The following is a 14,892-nucleotide window of genomic DNA, read 5'->3' on the forward strand; positions in this document are numbered from 1 at the left end:
AAGCACTGGCTGCGATGGCAGATGAACCTTCTTACGATGCTCCGGTTGTGGAAGAGGACGCGTTTGCAGCTGAAGAGTCAGCCGTTGAATCTGAAGTGACAAGCGAAGAATCTGCGTTAGATGACGTTCTTGAGCCAAGCAAAGCGGCAACTGACAACGCAGAAAGTGCAGAAGAGCAAGCTCAAGCCGAAACAACGGACGATGCGTTCGACTTTGACGAACTCGAATTGCCAGAGTTTGGCGAAGACGAAGCACTGGCTGCGATGGAAGATGAACCTTCTTACGATGCTCCGGTTGTGGAAGAGGACGCGTTTGCAACGGAAGAGCCAGCCGTTGAATCTGAAATCATAAGTGACGAGTCCGCGTTAGATGAAGTGCTTGAGCCAAGCGAAGCGGCAACTGACAACGTAGAAAGTGCAGAAGAGCAAGCTCAAGCCGAAACAACGGACGATGCGTTCGACTTTGACGAACTCGATCTGCCAGAGTTTGGCGAAGACGAAGCACTGGCTGCGATGGCAGATGAACCTTCTTACGATGCTCCGGTTGTGGAAGAGGACGCGTTTGCAGCTGAAGAGCCAGCCGTTAAATCTGAAGTGACAAGCGAAGAATCTGCGTTAGATGACGTTCTTGAGCCAAGCGAAGTCGCAACTGACAACGTAGAAAGTGCAGAAAAGCAAGCTCAAGCCGAAACAACGGACGATGCGTTCGACTTTGACGAACTCGATCTGCCTGAGTTTGGCGAAGATGAGGCGGCAGAAGCGGTTGCCAGTGAGCCAAACATCGAACCTGACGCTGAGCCTGAAGCAGAATCAGACGATTTTGAAATTGATGAACTCGATCTGCCAGAATTTGGCGAAGAAGATGCCATCGTTTCGGTGGCAGAGGAGCTCGATGAAGCGCCAATTACCTCCGAGCTAGAAGAGCAAGATTATCATTTTGACTCTTTGGAATTACCATCGATTGAAGAGAGTGGTGAGTTAAATACCGTTAACAAGCCGCATATCAATCCTTCTTCCTATGAAGAACAAGATGCCCTATTTGATGTTTTTGCTCAGGAAGCGGGCTTCAATATCGCAGAAGAAGAGGTGCTTCATTCTGAATTTGATGAAGCAGCGATGGCGCATCTGCTTTCTGAAGACGCTTTGGATGATAACTTCTTCCCAGAATCGCCCGATGATGAAATGGCTGCCAGTGCTGGTATGGACATTGAGGCGATGTTGGAAGTCGGCGGCGACGACTGGAATGGCTTTAAACTACCGGATAACCCATCAGCAGAAGCAACGAATGATGTGCCTGCTGAAGAGCGTGAAATTTGGAGCTCAGAGGAGGCCCTCAGACAACCCAATATCGATGAGGAAAACTGGGCCGAACAAGACGACTTTGATCCGAAGAAAAACCAGTACATGACGATTGACGAGCTCATGGCTCAAGTTGATGGTGATGAAGTGGAGTTCGAAGAGGAAGATCTCAAACTGGATGTCGGCCTGGATGAATTTCCTGACGTGATTGGGGACATTAGCAACGTGGATGTGGATGAAAACGCAGAAGCGTCGGGTAAATTGGATCTGGCAAAAATTTATATCGAAATGAACGATGCAGAAGGGGCAATCAAACTGCTCGAAGAAGCGATTGTTTATGGTGATGATGATGTTCGCCGTGAAGCGAAAAATCTCATTGATATGATTAACGGCCGTTAGTTTCATTCTTAAGTAACAAGGGGCAGCTTTCGCTGCCCCTTGTTTTATCGCTCGAGGCTTGAGGATTAGAAATTCCAGCCACAACCGTTTATACTTCCCGCCCCAAATTCAAATCGAAGGTTATCATGAGAATTGCATTAGGCATCGAATACAATGGCACTGACTATTTCGGTTGGCAGCGTCAACGCGAAGTCGCCAGTGTTCAAGAAAAGCTGGAGAAGGCGCTGTCGAAAGTGGCTAACCACCCAGTAGAAGTACAATGTGCAGGTCGCACCGATGCTGGAGTTCACGGTACTGGGCAAGTGGTTCACTTCGATACCAATGTTGAGCGTAAAATGGTTGCTTGGACCATGGGGGCCAATGCGAACTTACCCAAAGACATCGCAGTACGTTGGGCGAAAGCAGTACCAGATGAGTTCCATGCGCGTTTTTCAGCAACCGCACGCCGCTACCGCTATATCATTTTTAACCATGCATTGCGTCCTGGCATTTTGGGCTCAGGGGTAAGCCATTATCATGGCGAGCTTGATGAGAAGAAAATGCATGAGGCGGGACAATATTTGTTGGGCGAAAATGACTTCACCTCGTTTCGCGCGGTGCAATGTCAATCGCTCAGTCCATTTCGCAATATGATCCATTTGAATGTGACACGTCACGGACACTATGTGGTGATCGACATTAAAGCCAATGCCTTTGTACACCACATGGTGCGCAACATTACGGGCAGCTTAATTATGGTCGGCCGTGGTGAGCAAGATCCAGAGTGGATCAAATGGTTGCTAGAAGCGAAAGATCGTAAGCTCGCCGGCCCGACGGCCAAAGCCGAAGGTTTGTATCTCGTCGATGTGGACTACCCTGAAGAGTTCGATTTACCTCGCGAGTCGATCGGCCCGTTGTTTTTGCCCGATAATTTGAACTAATCGAGAGATTCAGATTCAAAAAAATGAGTAACTTAGCGTGCGACTTTGACTGAAAAAATAGGTACAACCAGTTTTTTATCTACAGTTGTCGTTATATGTGGTTTAATCCACACGCGTAAATTCGAATTTTTGTCTTTCGCTATGGAGCGGAAGCGTTGAGAGAAAAGGTCTTCCATGAGTTGGCTTGAAAAGATTTTAGAAAAAAGCAACATCGTAAGCTCACGTAAAGCGTCTATCCCTGAGGGTGTGTGGACGAAATGTACTTCATGTGAGCAAGTTCTGTATCATGCGGAGCTTGAGCGTAATCTTGAAGTGTGTCCTAAGTGTAATCACCATATGCGTATGAAAGCACGTCGTCGTCTAGAAACGTTTTTGGACGAAGGCAATCGCGTAGAGCTAGGTGGTGAACTTGAGCCACAAGATAAACTGAAGTTTAAAGACTCTAAGCGTTATAAAGAGCGTATTGCAGCAGCGCAGAAGAGCAGCGGTGAGAAAGACGCCCTTGTTGCCATGAAAGGTGAATTGTTAGGCATGCCTATTGTCGCTTGTGCGTTTGAATTCTCATTTATGGGTGGTTCAATGGGCTCTGTTGTCGGCGCGCGTTTCGTACGTGCGGTTGAAGCGGCAATGGAAAACAACTGTGCGCTGGTATGTTTCTCAGCAAGTGGTGGTGCGCGCATGCAAGAGGCTCTGATGTCTCTCATGCAAATGGCAAAAACCAGTGCGGCGTTAGAGCGTCTATCTGCGAAAGGTCTGCCGTTTATCTCTGTGATGACCGACCCAACCATGGGTGGTGTTTCAGCGAGCTTAGCGATGCTTGGCGACATTAATATCGGTGAGCCAAAAGCGCTGATCGGTTTTGCTGGTCGTCGTGTTATCGAGCAAACCGTGCGTGAAGATCTGCCTGAAGGCTTCCAGCGCAGTGAGTTCCTACTTGAGCACGGTGCCATCGATATGATCGTCGATCGCCGTGAAATGCGTCAGCGCGTTGGTGGTTTGATCGCCAAGCTGACCAATCACAAGTCGCCTCTCGTTGTTTCTGTGAACGATTCACCAAATGAAGCGGCATATTCTGTACCAGAAGCGAACGAAAAAGGGTAAAGTAGCCTCTAACAAACAACCAAGTCTTTGATGGTTATCGTTAGATGAAACAAAACTCTATTCCACAAGCCACATCCCCTATGGCGGTGTGGCTTGATTATTTAGCCAACATACACACTTCTGCCATTGATCTTGGCCTAGACCGAGTTCAAGCTGTTGCTCTCAAAGCAAACCTCACCAAACCTGCACCCACTGTGATCACTGTTGCTGGCACGAACGGCAAGGGTTCAACTTGTGCGTTAATGGAAGCGATCTTACTTGATGCTGGATATTCCGTTGGCGTGTACAGCTCGCCACACTTAATTCGTTATAACGAACGAGTCCGCATTAATGGTCAAGATCTTGCGGACGAAAAGCACTGTGAAGCGTTTGATTTCATTGAGCAACAACGTGGTGATATCAGCCTAAGCTTGTTTGAGTATGGAACGCTGGCTGCATTACGCTTGTTCCAAACGGAAAAGGTCGATGTGGTTCTTTTGGAAGTTGGCCTAGGTGGGCGATTGGACGCCACTAACGTGGTGGATCACGATGTCTCAGTGATCACTAGCTTGGCGCTTGACCACGTAGATTGGCTCGGAGATGACATTAACGTTATCGGCTTTGAGAAAGCGGGCATTTATCGTAGTGGTAAGCCAGCTATTTGTGGCCAGCCAACGCCTCCGTCAACGGTTGCCGCACATGCAGACGATATCGGCGCAGAATTTTACCAAGTCGGTATTCAGTTTGACTATCAGCTTTCTGGCGAAGGTTGGCGCTGGCAGCATGGTGCTTTCGCATTGGAAGATTTGCCTCTCCCAGGTTTGCCTTTGCCAAATGCCGCAACCGCGTTAATGGCGCTAGGTGCCTCCAATCTTGAACTGAGCGATATCAACATCGTCAACGGACTAAAAAACGCTAAGTTAGCGGGTCGAATGCAGGTGTTGCAGACAGCGCCGTTAATTCTTTTGGATGTGGCGCATAATCCTCATTCCGCGGAATATTTAGTGACTCAGCTTCAGTCTCGCTACCAAGGCAAAATCATCCATGCGGTGATTGGCATGTTGAAGGATAAAGACATCAAATCCACGCTAGAAGTTTTAGCGCCCGTGACACGCCATTGGTACCCAGCCTCGCTGACAGGGCCAAGAGCCGCGACAGCCGAAGAATTGATTCAATATTTGCCGCAAGGCACACAAAGTTATACCGATCCAGCACACGCTTTTGACCAAGCACTGTCACAAGCACAATCTGATGAGATAGTGTTAGTGGTTGGCTCTTTCCACACCGTGGGTGAAGTGTTGGAGCATTGGCAACAAAACAAAGGTAATTAAATGGCAAGTAAGTTCCAAAGCCGTCTGGTGGGGACCATTATCTTGGTCGCTATCGGCGTGATAGTGCTTCCTGATGTCCTCGATGGCCAGAAGCTTCACTATAAAGAAGAGTTTGCCACCATTCCGATCAAACCGGAGTTGAGCAACGAGGTGGAGAGTTTCGAAATTCTTGAGCCCGTAGAGGACGACATCAAGCTACCAGAGTCTCCTGTGGTCGCGACGGTGGGGCAGTCTGCGTCAACGCCAAGTGAAACGCGACAAAGCCAAACAAAACCGAAATCTGTTGAAGTCAAAATCAACGAGGTCGCAGACAAGAATAACTACGAAGATTCAGCATGGATCATTCAGTTAATGGCACTGCGTAATGAAGAGAACGCGCAGAACATGGCGAAGGATTTGCAGAAACGCGGTTATCAAGCGCATACCATCAAAGAAAATGGATTTACTCGAGTTGTAATTGGTCCTGATGTGTCAAAAAGTAAACTTGAAAGACAAGTCGTGGAATTGGAAAAAATTACCGGTTCCAAAGGTCAATTGCTCAAATTTAAACCACTAAACCCATAAGAAAACGTTTGCGTCAGCATTTTTTCTGTTAAAATGCGCGCCAACTTAAGATGAAGAAAACATGAATTGGTTAGATTTTGTCATTTTAGGTGTGATCGGATTTTCAGCTCTGATCAGTTTAGTTCGCGGTTTTGCGAAAGAAGCATTGTCATTGGTGATTTGGTTTGGAGCCTTTTTTATCTCCAGTAACTATTACACCAAACTCGCGGTGTATTTCACCAATATCGAAGATGACATGTTTCGAAACGGAGCCGCAATTGCGGCATTGTTTGTCGCGACCTTGGTAGTTGGTGCAGTGGTCAATTATGTCATTGCTCAACTAGTACAAAAAACAGGGCTTTCAGGCACAGACCGAATTTTGGGTGTGGTGTTTGGCGGTTTACGTGGGGTGCTAATTGTCTCTGCGGTGCTGTTTTTTATGGATGCTTTTACGGCATTCCCAAGTTCGGAGTGGTGGAAGAGTTCGCAACTGGTCCCTGAGTTCAGTCGAATCATTGCCCCATTCTTCGAGCATTTACAAGCAACATCGAGTTTTTTGTCTGGCACTCTCTAGCGGTGCCAGCTACTGTCGCAAATCGAGGATTAGGACATGTGTGGTATTGTTGGAATCGTGGGCACAACCCCTGTAAACCAGTCAATTTATGACGCGTTAACAGTGTTACAGCATCGTGGCCAAGATGCCGCTGGTATTTGTACCATAGAAAGCAATCGTTTTCGTCTGCGTAAGGCAAACGGTCTGGTCAAAGATGTGTTTGAAGCAAAACACATGCAACGTCTTCAAGGCAACGTCGGCATTGGTCATGTACGCTATCCAACGGCCGGTAGTTCAAGTGCTTCAGAAGCACAGCCTTTCTACGTTAACTCGCCATTTGGCATTAGCTTAGCGCACAACGGCAACCTGACTAACGCGCATGAAGTTCGTCAGAAATTGTTCGAAAAAGATCGCCGCCATGTGAATACCACCTCAGACTCCGAAGTTCTTCTTAACGTTCTTGCTCATGAAATTGATACTGTAAAAGGCAACGTTACTGCCGATGATGTCTTCCGAGCCATCGCCAATGTCCATCGTACCATTCGTGGTGCTTACGCCGTTACAGCGATGATCATTGGTCACGGTATGATTGCCTTTCGCGACCCACATGGTATTCGTCCACTTTGCTTAGGTAAGCGCGAAGAGAACGGACAAACGGAATACATGGTGGCGTCAGAATCAGTAGCGCTGGATGCGGTTGGCTTTGATTTTGTGCGTGACGTCGCACCAGGTGAAGCGATTTACGCGACTTTTGACGGTGAACTCTTTACCAAGCAGTGCGCTGACAATCCAAAACTCAACCCGTGCATTTTTGAGTTCGTTTACTTTGCACGTCCAGATTCGTTTATCGACAAAATCTCTGTCTATAGTGCACGAGTCGAAATGGGTAAAAAGTTGGGTGAGCGTATTAAAGAAGAGTACGCCGATCTTGATATTGACGTTGTCATTCCCATTCCAGAGACCTCTTGTGATATCGCACTGCAAATTGCTCAAGCGATTGATAAGCCGTACCGCCAAGGGTTTGTTAAAAACCGCTATGTCGGCCGTACCTTTATCATGCCGGGCCAGCAATTGCGTAAAAAATCGGTACGTCGCAAGCTCAATGCCATTCGCTCTGAATTCAAAGATAAGAATGTACTGTTAGTGGACGACTCAATTGTACGTGGAACCACTTCTGAGCAAATTATCGAAATGGCAAGAGACTCAGGCGCTAAGAAAGTGTTTATTGTCTCTGCTGCACCCGAGGTGCGTTTCCCGAACGTTTACGGCATTGATATGCCAAGTGCGACTGAGCTTATTGCGCATGGACGAGATAACGAGACGATCTGTAAGCTGATTGGTGCTGACGCGCTGATTTTCCAAAAACTGGAAGATTTAGTGGATGCGGTGGGCTTAGGTAACCTTGATATTACCAAGTTTGATACTTCGGTGTTTAACGGCGAATACGTGACGGGTGATATTGATCAGCAATACCTCGATTTCCTAGATTCGATGCGTAACGATGATGCAAAGGTTCAGCGCGAGATTCAACAAGATCTGGCTAACCTAGAGTTGCATAACGAAGGTGCGTAATCGACACCGGAGTTCAGGGTTAAGATAAGACAAATAAAAACCAGAGCTTTTCTGCTCTGGTTTTTTTGTGCTCGAAATAACCTCTGTGGTTACGCGCTACATCGTTAGTGGATGTTATAAGCAATCACGTAGTCGATAAACAAACGCACTTTTTCGGGTAAGTGATCTTTGTGATTGTAGAGCATATAAATATCGCGTGGGTTTGCACTCCAGTCAGGCAGAATACGCACTAGGCTGCCATCGGCGATATACTCTTTTATCATCACGTCTGGCATGAGAGTGATGCCTAGCCCTTCTGAGCACGCGCTACGTACCACATTCAGTGCGTTGGCTTGAAAGCGACCACGATCAACGTTAACAACGGTTTCGCCTTTGCTGTTGATTAATGTCCACTTCAACAGCGGGTGGCCTTTGAGTAGGAAGTGGTCGTGCAGATCTTCAGCATGAGTTGGCATTGGGTGAGCGTTTACGTACTCAGGGCTAGCCACCAAAATATCTTTCACTGAACCAATTTTACGCGCGATAAGGCTTGAATCTCTTTGTGGTCCTACGCGGAAAATGACATCCCATTCGGTTGGGTCAAGTTGATCAGCGTTACTCTCTGTAGTGAGTTCAATGTTGATTTCTGGATACTGACTCATAAAACCGTTCAACATTGGCATCATCATACGCTTGGTGAGATTGTAGGGCGTTGAAATCTTGATTTTGCCAGACGCACCACGACATTCATCGGTAATTTCTTCGGCTGTGTTTGTGAGTCTTTGCAGTAAAGGAGAGCATTCACGGAAAAAGCGTTCTCCCGCTTCTGTCAGTGATAATTTACGTGCATGGCGATTGAGAAGGCGCAAGTTCACCGCATCTTCCAAAGCTTGTATGCGTCGGGTGATGGTCGCCACGGGGATCATGGTCTTACGTGAAGTTGCGGTGTAGCTCCCATTTTCAACAACGAGTCTGAACAGGTTGAGATCGTCTAATTTCATATTTCCTGACACATCTATTTACCAAATAGGCCTAATTTAGCGCTAACTTTGCGATGAAAGTTTGCTTCATGTCAACAGGTCGCACGATTTGTGATCAGCATACATCTAGTAGCAAACTCTGATATAAAGTGGAATATTTGTATAAATGGCTTTTTACAGCTACGTTTTATTACAGAGCAGAGTGGGTGCAGAGCACAGGAAGTGGCCCGTCTGTGATAAGTAAACTACAAAAATAATAACATTGATAACCACTTTGACTGAGTGTGTGAGGTGAAGCTATGTACAAGACTCACAGTCAAACGGCAATGACCTCGGCAAGGGAAGCGGTACAACCAAAGTTAATACAACTGGTTGATGATGATCCGATCTTTCGCCGAATTACCAGTGCCTATCTCGAAAGTCAGGGATATAAAGTCGTTGAGTCAGAAAACGGTTTGCAAGCCCTTCAGCAGTTACGTGAATGCGATCCTGATATCGTATTATGTGATTTGTCCATGCCCGTGTTAGACGGGATAGAATTTGTCGAGGAGGTCAGTCTCGAGTACCCCTCCTTGCCTTTGATTGTGGTTTCCGCAACAGGAGAGATGTCCGATGTTGCCAAAGCGCTGCGTTTTGGGATTAAAGATTTCTTACCCAAACCAATTGGAGATTATCAACACCTAGCGGAAGCGATTGAGAATACATTGGAAGATTCGATGAACCATATGTCGGATCAACGCGATTTTTCCAGCCAGTGGTTTCGAGTCGATGGCGGCGGAGAGTTGCCCGACGAGCAGGAGCTTCACTGGCATTTAAACTATTTGGAAGATAACCCCAATTCGGCAAGAGACTTACTCCACGCTTTGCTGCCAGACAAAGATACGTCGCAGGGCGATTGGAAGTTTTCTTATAAGTTGCTGCAATCAACCGATATGATGCCGCTCGTGTTTGATTACCGTTGGTTGATGAATGGCCAGTTTGCGTTTTACCTCGTCGATTCGGCTTCAGTAGAAAAGCAAGGTGTCGCTACTGCCTTGTTGATACGCGCTTTGTTTGATGATTACTTACGTAATCTAAAAAGCTTTAGCGCTGACTTAAAAGATATTGTCGAAATCCTAGAGCGGGGCATTCGTTATTCGGATTGTGCGTGCCCGGTTAATGCGCTATTTGGCATTGCGGATTTGGTGGATGGAAGTGTTGAAATTTTACCTGCGGGGCTAGACAGTCAGTGGTCAACGGGGTTCATCAATCAGCATATTGCTGCTGGAAACCGTCTAGGTCACAACAGTTTAAAAAACTTCATCACTCGTGATCTCAATATAGGTAGCGGTAGTCAACTGACACTAGGCTGTTTAGGCTCCGCCAGTTTCAGTTTGAATATCATCAAAGGCAGTAAAGTGAGTTGACGATACTTCACCTAATATCGCCGCCATGAGCGGCGATATTCTTGTCCGCGTGAGGGTGACTTTGCAATAGTTCGGCTTTCCATTTCTCCATTCTTTTGTTTGTTGATTCCTCTATTTTCTTTAGAGGGTGTTGGTTTTCTTTCTACAAAATCGCAAATTTATCAATTACCCCTACTTTTGCTCGGTGTTTAGACCGTTGGCTTTGCTGTATATTGGCGGCGAAAACAATAATGAACCATTTTCTTAACCATTGGTTAACTCTTTTGGGGTAGAAAACGTAAAGAAAGTTATCAGCACAAGAGTAGAAGCATCATGGCAGACAAAGATTTTAAAGAGCCCTATAATCTGTTTTATTTTCTTGGTTTTATCGCAGTTCTTTTAATTCCAACTTTACCTGCGACATTAACCTGGATTCGTGTACTTAACGGTTACGCGGGTTTCTAAGCATTAATATCGGGAGTTCACCATCCGTATTCGACGTTTATTTCTCAATATAGTTGGTGGACTCAGTTTATGCCTTGGTATTGCAGGCATTGTCCTTCCTCTGCTCCCAACCACGCCTTTTATCCTGCTAGCGAGCGCCTGTTTTTTACGTTCTAGCCCGCGATTTCATCATTGGTTACACAGCCACAAAACCTTTGGTCCGGTACTGGACAATTGGCAACAAAATCGTGCTGTGACGCGTCGCGTTAAACAGCGTGCTATCTTGTTTATTCTGCTGAGCTTCTCTGTTTCTATCTGGATCGCGCCACTCATGTGGCTAAAGATTGCACTAATGTTTGGTTTAATCGTTTTGCTTGGCATTTTTGTCCGCCTCCCTGTGAGCGACTCGGTTGCCGCGCGACGGGAAACTGACTAGAATTGGGAAGAAAAGTGCGCCCACTCTTCGAGTGGGCATTTTGTTTTTAGCGTTACAGAGAATGTTCGACGTCAGCCCTGTAACGATGAGTACCACCTGTTCTAAGCCCTCATAATAGCGTGACAAAAAGAGAGGGCGATGAGCCAATCTAAGTAAATCGATATTATGACTACAAACACCATTGCACAGATCCAAGCCAGTATTAAAAGCATCCCAGATTACCCGAAACCAGGTATCCTGTTTCGCGATGTGACCAGCCTTCTAGAAGACGCTCAGGCGTACCAGGCAACCATCCAATTGTTGGTTGATAAGTACAAAGACATGGGGTTCACCAAAGTGGTGGGTACTGAAGCGCGTGGTTTCCTATTTGGTGCACCGCTTGCGTTGCAATTAGGTGTGGGTTTTGTGCCTGTACGTAAGCCGGGTAAACTGCCTCGCAACACCATCGCACAATCATACGAACTTGAGTACGGTGTTGATACACTGGAAATCCACACGGATGCGATCGTTGAAGGTGACAAAGTGTTAGTGGTTGATGACTTGCTTGCTACAGGCGGCACCATTGAAGCGACAACCAAACTGATTCGTCAGCTTGGCGGTGTGGTTGAGCATGCAGCGTTTGTTATCAATCTACCTGAAATTGGTGGCGACAAGCGTTTGGAAGGTCTTGGCCTTAACGTTTACAGCATCTGTGAATTCGAAGGACACTAATTAAGTCAATGAGTTATTTAGCTTTAGCGCGAAAATGGCGTCCGCGTCAATTTAAAGAAGTGGTGGGGCAAGGCCATGTGCTGACTGCCCTAGAAAATGCTCTTGAGCACAATCGTCTGCACCATGCTTACTTGTTCAGTGGCACACGAGGTGTGGGTAAAACCTCGATTGGTCGCTTGTTTGCCAAAGCTCTCAACTGCGAAAAGGGCATCACCTCAGCGCCTTGTGGACAATGTGATACCTGCCGAGAGATTGAAGAAGGGCGCTTCGTTGATCTACTGGAGATTGACGCCGCATCGCGTACTAAAGTTGAAGACACTCGTGAACTGTTAGACAACGTTCAATACAAACCAGCGCGCGGTCGTTTCAAGGTTTACTTGATCGACGAAGTGCACATGCTCTCGCGTCACTCTTTTAATGCGTTACTCAAAACCTTAGAAGAGCCGCCAGAGTATGTGAAATTCCTATTGGCAACAACGGATCCACAGAAACTTCCTGTGACGATTTTGTCTCGTTGTTTGCAGTTCCACCTTAAGCCGATCACGGTTGATGCTATCCATCAACAGCTCGATTTTATTTTGGCAAAAGAAGGTGTCACTGCTCAAGCGCGTGCGCTTGGCATGATCGCGCATGCTGCCGATGGCAGTATGCGTGACGCCCTAAGCTTAACCGATCAAGCAATTGCGTTAGGCAATGGTCAGATTGAAACTGATCTGGTCAGCCATATGTTAGGCACCATTGATACCGACCAAGCGATCCATCTCTTAGAAGCCATCAGCAGCAAGCAGCCACAAGTGGCGATGGATAAGATTCAGCAGCTCGCGCAAAATGGTGCGGAGTGGGATGGTTTGTTGCAACAATTGGCGACTCAGCTGCATCGCATTGCCATGTACCAGCTGTTGCCTTCAAGCCTAGACAAAGCGCAGCCTGATGCAGAAAAAATTGAGCTGCTTAGCCGAGCACTGTCACCACAAGATGTTCAGCTGTTTTATCAGATCGCCTTAAAAGGGCGTGATGACCTCTCTTTGGCGCCAAATGGGCGTATCGGGATGGAAATGATTGTGTTGCGTATGATGGCATTTCGTCCTGCGGATGTGTCGCAAGCGAACATCATTTCTGCGCAAGGTGCGAATTTAGCATCGGCTCCGGCAGCTCAAAGTGCCGCTCCTCAAGTGAGTACGGCGCCAGCACAAACGGCTCCGGCGATGAGCGCAAAGCCAAGCTCTGAACGGATTGCTCCTGCAGAACGTCCTCAAGCGGTCAGTCACGCGCCATCGCGTCCCGCTTCATCGATGAATGCCCCAAGTTCTGTGGCCCCTCAGCCTGTTCAGACAGAGATGCCACCTCAATATGATGCGCCACCGATGGATTATGCCGATTATCCACCTATGGATGACATACCGCCAATGGGTTATGGCTATGAGGATGCAGCCGCATCGCAGCCTGAGCCTCAACCTGCGCCGCAGCACACGCCTGAAAGCGCAAGTTCAGCTTCTGGTGGTTTAACCGGTTTGCGTCATCAATTGCGTTCTCAACGTCAAGGGTTGGCACAAAATGGTGGCTCAAAAAAGTCTAAAGCGGCATCTGCTGAGAAAGAGTCGGTCCTCGATCGAGTCGCGCAAAAGCAGGCAACTGCAGCGCAGGTGTCGCCACGTCAAAGCCTTGCGCCGTCAGAGCCTGAAGTAAGAGAGGATGAACCCTATCAATGGCGTCCGAGTCAGCCTGTGGTGCAATCTAAGAGCAAAGAGCTGACACCGACGGAAATTAAACGTGCACTTGAGCACGAAAAAACGCCAGAAATGGCGGAAAAACTCGTTGCAGAATCGCTTGAGCAGAGTGAGTGGGCAAAATTGATCACCCAGCTCGAAACGGCAAAATTGGTGGAACAGTTAGCGCTCAACTCGGCGTATAACAAAGATGGTTCAACCATCGCTTTGACGCTGCGTAGCCATCAACAACATTTAAATACCGATAAAGCGCAAAAAGAGCTGCTTTCAGCGCTCAACGAAACGCTGGGTGAAACTTGCCATCTCTCTGTGGAAGTCGGAGAGCAAGGTGAGACTCCCTTAGAGTTACGCGAAAGGCTTTATCAGCAAAAATTACAGCAGGCTTTCACTAGCCTGGAAAATGACACCCATGTTCAGTTTATACTGCGCCGATTCAGTGCAGAACTGGACAGAGACAGTGTTCGTCCTGTCTGAATTTATTCGCGGGGTTGAAATGTTCAACAAACGACCCCATCCATAGTGAAACACCTCATTCAACCAGAGAGAAAAACATGTTTGGTAAAGGCGGTATGGGCAACCTAATGAAGCAAGCCCAACAAATGCAAGAACGCATGCAAAAGCTTCAAGAAGAAATCGCAAATATGGAAGTGGTCGGCGAATCAGGCGCAGGCTTGGTGAAAGTCACCATCACTGGTAGCCACAGCGTACGTCGTGTCAACATCGATGAAAGCTTGATGGAAGATGACAAAGAGATGCTTGAAGACTTGATCGCAGCAGCATTTAACGATGCAGCACGCCGCGTTGAAGAAACTCAAAAAGAGAAAATGGCAGCAATCACTGGCGGTATGCAACTACCACCAGGCATGAAAATGCCGTTTTAATCGAAAAGGTTAACTATGCGTACCAGCCATATGCTGGAACAATTGATGGAGGCCTTACGTTGTTTGCCTGGGGTTGGCCCCAAGTCAGCACAGCGTATGGCCTTTCATTTGTTACAGCGAGATAGAAAAGGCGGCCTGCAGCTTGCGGATGCATTAAGTCATGCCATGACGGAAATTGGTCACTGTAACGAGTGCCGTACTTTTACCGAAGAAGACGTGTGTCATATCTGCAACAACCCAAAACGCCAAGAAAACGGATTATTGTGTGTGGTCGAAAGCCCTGCCGATATCGCTGCGGTGGAAGCCACAGGACAATTCTCTGGTCGTTACTTTGTGCTGATGGGGCACCTATCACCGCTTGATGGTATTGGACCTAGTGATATTGGCCTCGATGTCCTCGATTATCGTCTGCGTCGCGGTGATATCAAAGAAGTGATCTTAGCGACCAACCCTACCGTGGAAGGTGAAGCGACTGCGCACTACATCGCTGAACTTTGTCGAGAGCATAAAGTGGACGCCAGTCGAATTGCTCATGGTGTTCCGGTCGGTGGGGAGCTTGAGCTGGTGGATGGCACGACACTCTCCCATTCGTTATTGGGCAGACACAAACTCAACTAACACCAAAGCGATGCTGTTACAGCATCGCTTTTTCA

At 47.3% G+C, this 14,892-nt stretch carries 14 protein-coding genes; 13 read left to right on the top strand and 1 reads right to left on the bottom strand.

Features of this window, described 5'->3' with window-relative positions:
• The 7 genes from PQQ36_RS17100 to purF form a co-directional block, all read left to right on the top strand.
• A partial coding sequence (locus tag PQQ36_RS17100) for a FimV/HubP family polar landmark protein (RefSeq protein ID WP_337249692.1) occupies positions 1 to 1,697 on the top strand: 1,697 nt, incomplete at its 5' end.
• Between the two features lie 125 nt (positions 1,698 to 1,822).
• Positions 1,823 to 2,617, top strand: a complete 795-nt coding sequence (gene truA, locus PQQ36_RS17105) for a tRNA pseudouridine(38-40) synthase TruA (RefSeq protein WP_011079889.1) — start codon at positions 1,823 to 1,825, stop codon at positions 2,615 to 2,617.
• 174 nt (positions 2,618 to 2,791) lie between these two features.
• Positions 2,792 to 3,718 (top strand): acetyl-CoA carboxylase, carboxyltransferase subunit beta, encoded by a 927-nt coding sequence (accD, locus tag PQQ36_RS17110; protein WP_011079890.1) that lies wholly within the window; start codon positions 2,792 to 2,794, stop codon positions 3,716 to 3,718.
• 44 nt (positions 3,719 to 3,762) lie between these two features.
• Entirely contained in the window at positions 3,763 to 5,028 is a 1,266-nt protein-coding gene (folC, locus tag PQQ36_RS17115; protein ID WP_130246709.1) for a bifunctional tetrahydrofolate synthase/dihydrofolate synthase, read from the top strand.
• Positions 5,029 to 5,592 carry an SPOR domain-containing protein gene (locus PQQ36_RS17120; protein ID WP_017790111.1) on the top strand — a complete coding sequence of 188 codons (564 nt, stop codon included), beginning with the start codon at positions 5,029 to 5,031 and terminating at the stop codon, positions 5,590 to 5,592.
• A 61-nt stretch (positions 5,593 to 5,653) separates the two neighbouring features.
• Positions 5,654 to 6,145, top strand: a complete 492-nt coding sequence (locus tag PQQ36_RS17125) for a CvpA family protein (protein ID WP_011079893.1) — start codon at positions 5,654 to 5,656, stop codon at positions 6,143 to 6,145.
• 36 nt (positions 6,146 to 6,181) lie between these two features.
• Entirely contained in the window at positions 6,182 to 7,696 is a 1,515-nt protein-coding gene (gene purF, locus PQQ36_RS17130) for an amidophosphoribosyltransferase (RefSeq protein ID WP_011079894.1), read from the top strand.
• Positions 7,697 to 7,800: 104 nt separating this feature from the next.
• On the opposite strand, the gene PQQ36_RS17135 is transcribed toward purF, so the two are convergent.
• Positions 7,801 to 8,676: a LysR family transcriptional regulator gene (locus tag PQQ36_RS17135; RefSeq protein ID WP_011079895.1), complete on the bottom strand. Its 876-nt coding sequence runs from the start codon at positions 8,674 to 8,676 to the stop codon at positions 7,801 to 7,803.
• 278 nt (positions 8,677 to 8,954) lie between these two features.
• Between PQQ36_RS17135 and PQQ36_RS17140 the strand changes: the two genes are divergently transcribed.
• The 6 genes from PQQ36_RS17140 (at position 8,955) to recR (ending at position 14,857) form a co-directional block, all read left to right on the top strand.
• Positions 8,955 to 10,061 carry a response regulator gene (locus tag PQQ36_RS17140; RefSeq protein WP_011079896.1) on the top strand — a complete coding sequence of 369 codons (1,107 nt, stop codon included), beginning with the start codon at positions 8,955 to 8,957 and terminating at the stop codon, positions 10,059 to 10,061.
• 466 nt (positions 10,062 to 10,527) lie between these two features.
• Complete coding sequence (locus tag PQQ36_RS17145; protein ID WP_072603452.1) at positions 10,528 to 10,920, top strand: YbaN family protein; 393 nt, start codon at positions 10,528 to 10,530, stop codon at positions 10,918 to 10,920.
• A 165-nt stretch (positions 10,921 to 11,085) separates the two neighbouring features.
• Positions 11,086 to 11,631 carry an adenine phosphoribosyltransferase gene (gene apt / locus PQQ36_RS17150; protein WP_011079898.1) on the top strand — a complete coding sequence of 182 codons (546 nt, stop codon included), beginning with the start codon at positions 11,086 to 11,088 and terminating at the stop codon, positions 11,629 to 11,631.
• An 8-nt stretch (positions 11,632 to 11,639) separates the two neighbouring features.
• Positions 11,640 to 13,832 carry a DNA polymerase III subunit gamma/tau gene (gene dnaX / locus PQQ36_RS17155; RefSeq protein ID WP_263180513.1) on the top strand — a complete coding sequence of 731 codons (2,193 nt, stop codon included), beginning with the start codon at positions 11,640 to 11,642 and terminating at the stop codon, positions 13,830 to 13,832.
• A gap of 77 nt (positions 13,833 to 13,909) precedes the next feature.
• The gene (locus tag PQQ36_RS17160) at positions 13,910 to 14,239 is read left to right on the top strand and encodes a YbaB/EbfC family nucleoid-associated protein (protein ID WP_011150874.1); all 330 of its coding nucleotides are present in this window, start codon (positions 13,910 to 13,912) and stop codon (positions 14,237 to 14,239) included.
• Between the two features lie 15 nt (positions 14,240 to 14,254).
• Complete coding sequence (gene recR, locus PQQ36_RS17165; RefSeq protein WP_011079901.1) at positions 14,255 to 14,857, top strand: recombination mediator RecR; 603 nt, start codon at positions 14,255 to 14,257, stop codon at positions 14,855 to 14,857.
• Positions 14,858 to 14,892: the final 35 nt, after the last annotated feature.

It is taken from the genome of Vibrio sp. CCUG 15886, assembly GCF_028570825.1.
Taxonomy (GTDB): Bacteria; Pseudomonadota; Gammaproteobacteria; order Enterobacterales; family Vibrionaceae; genus Vibrio; species Vibrio vulnificus_B.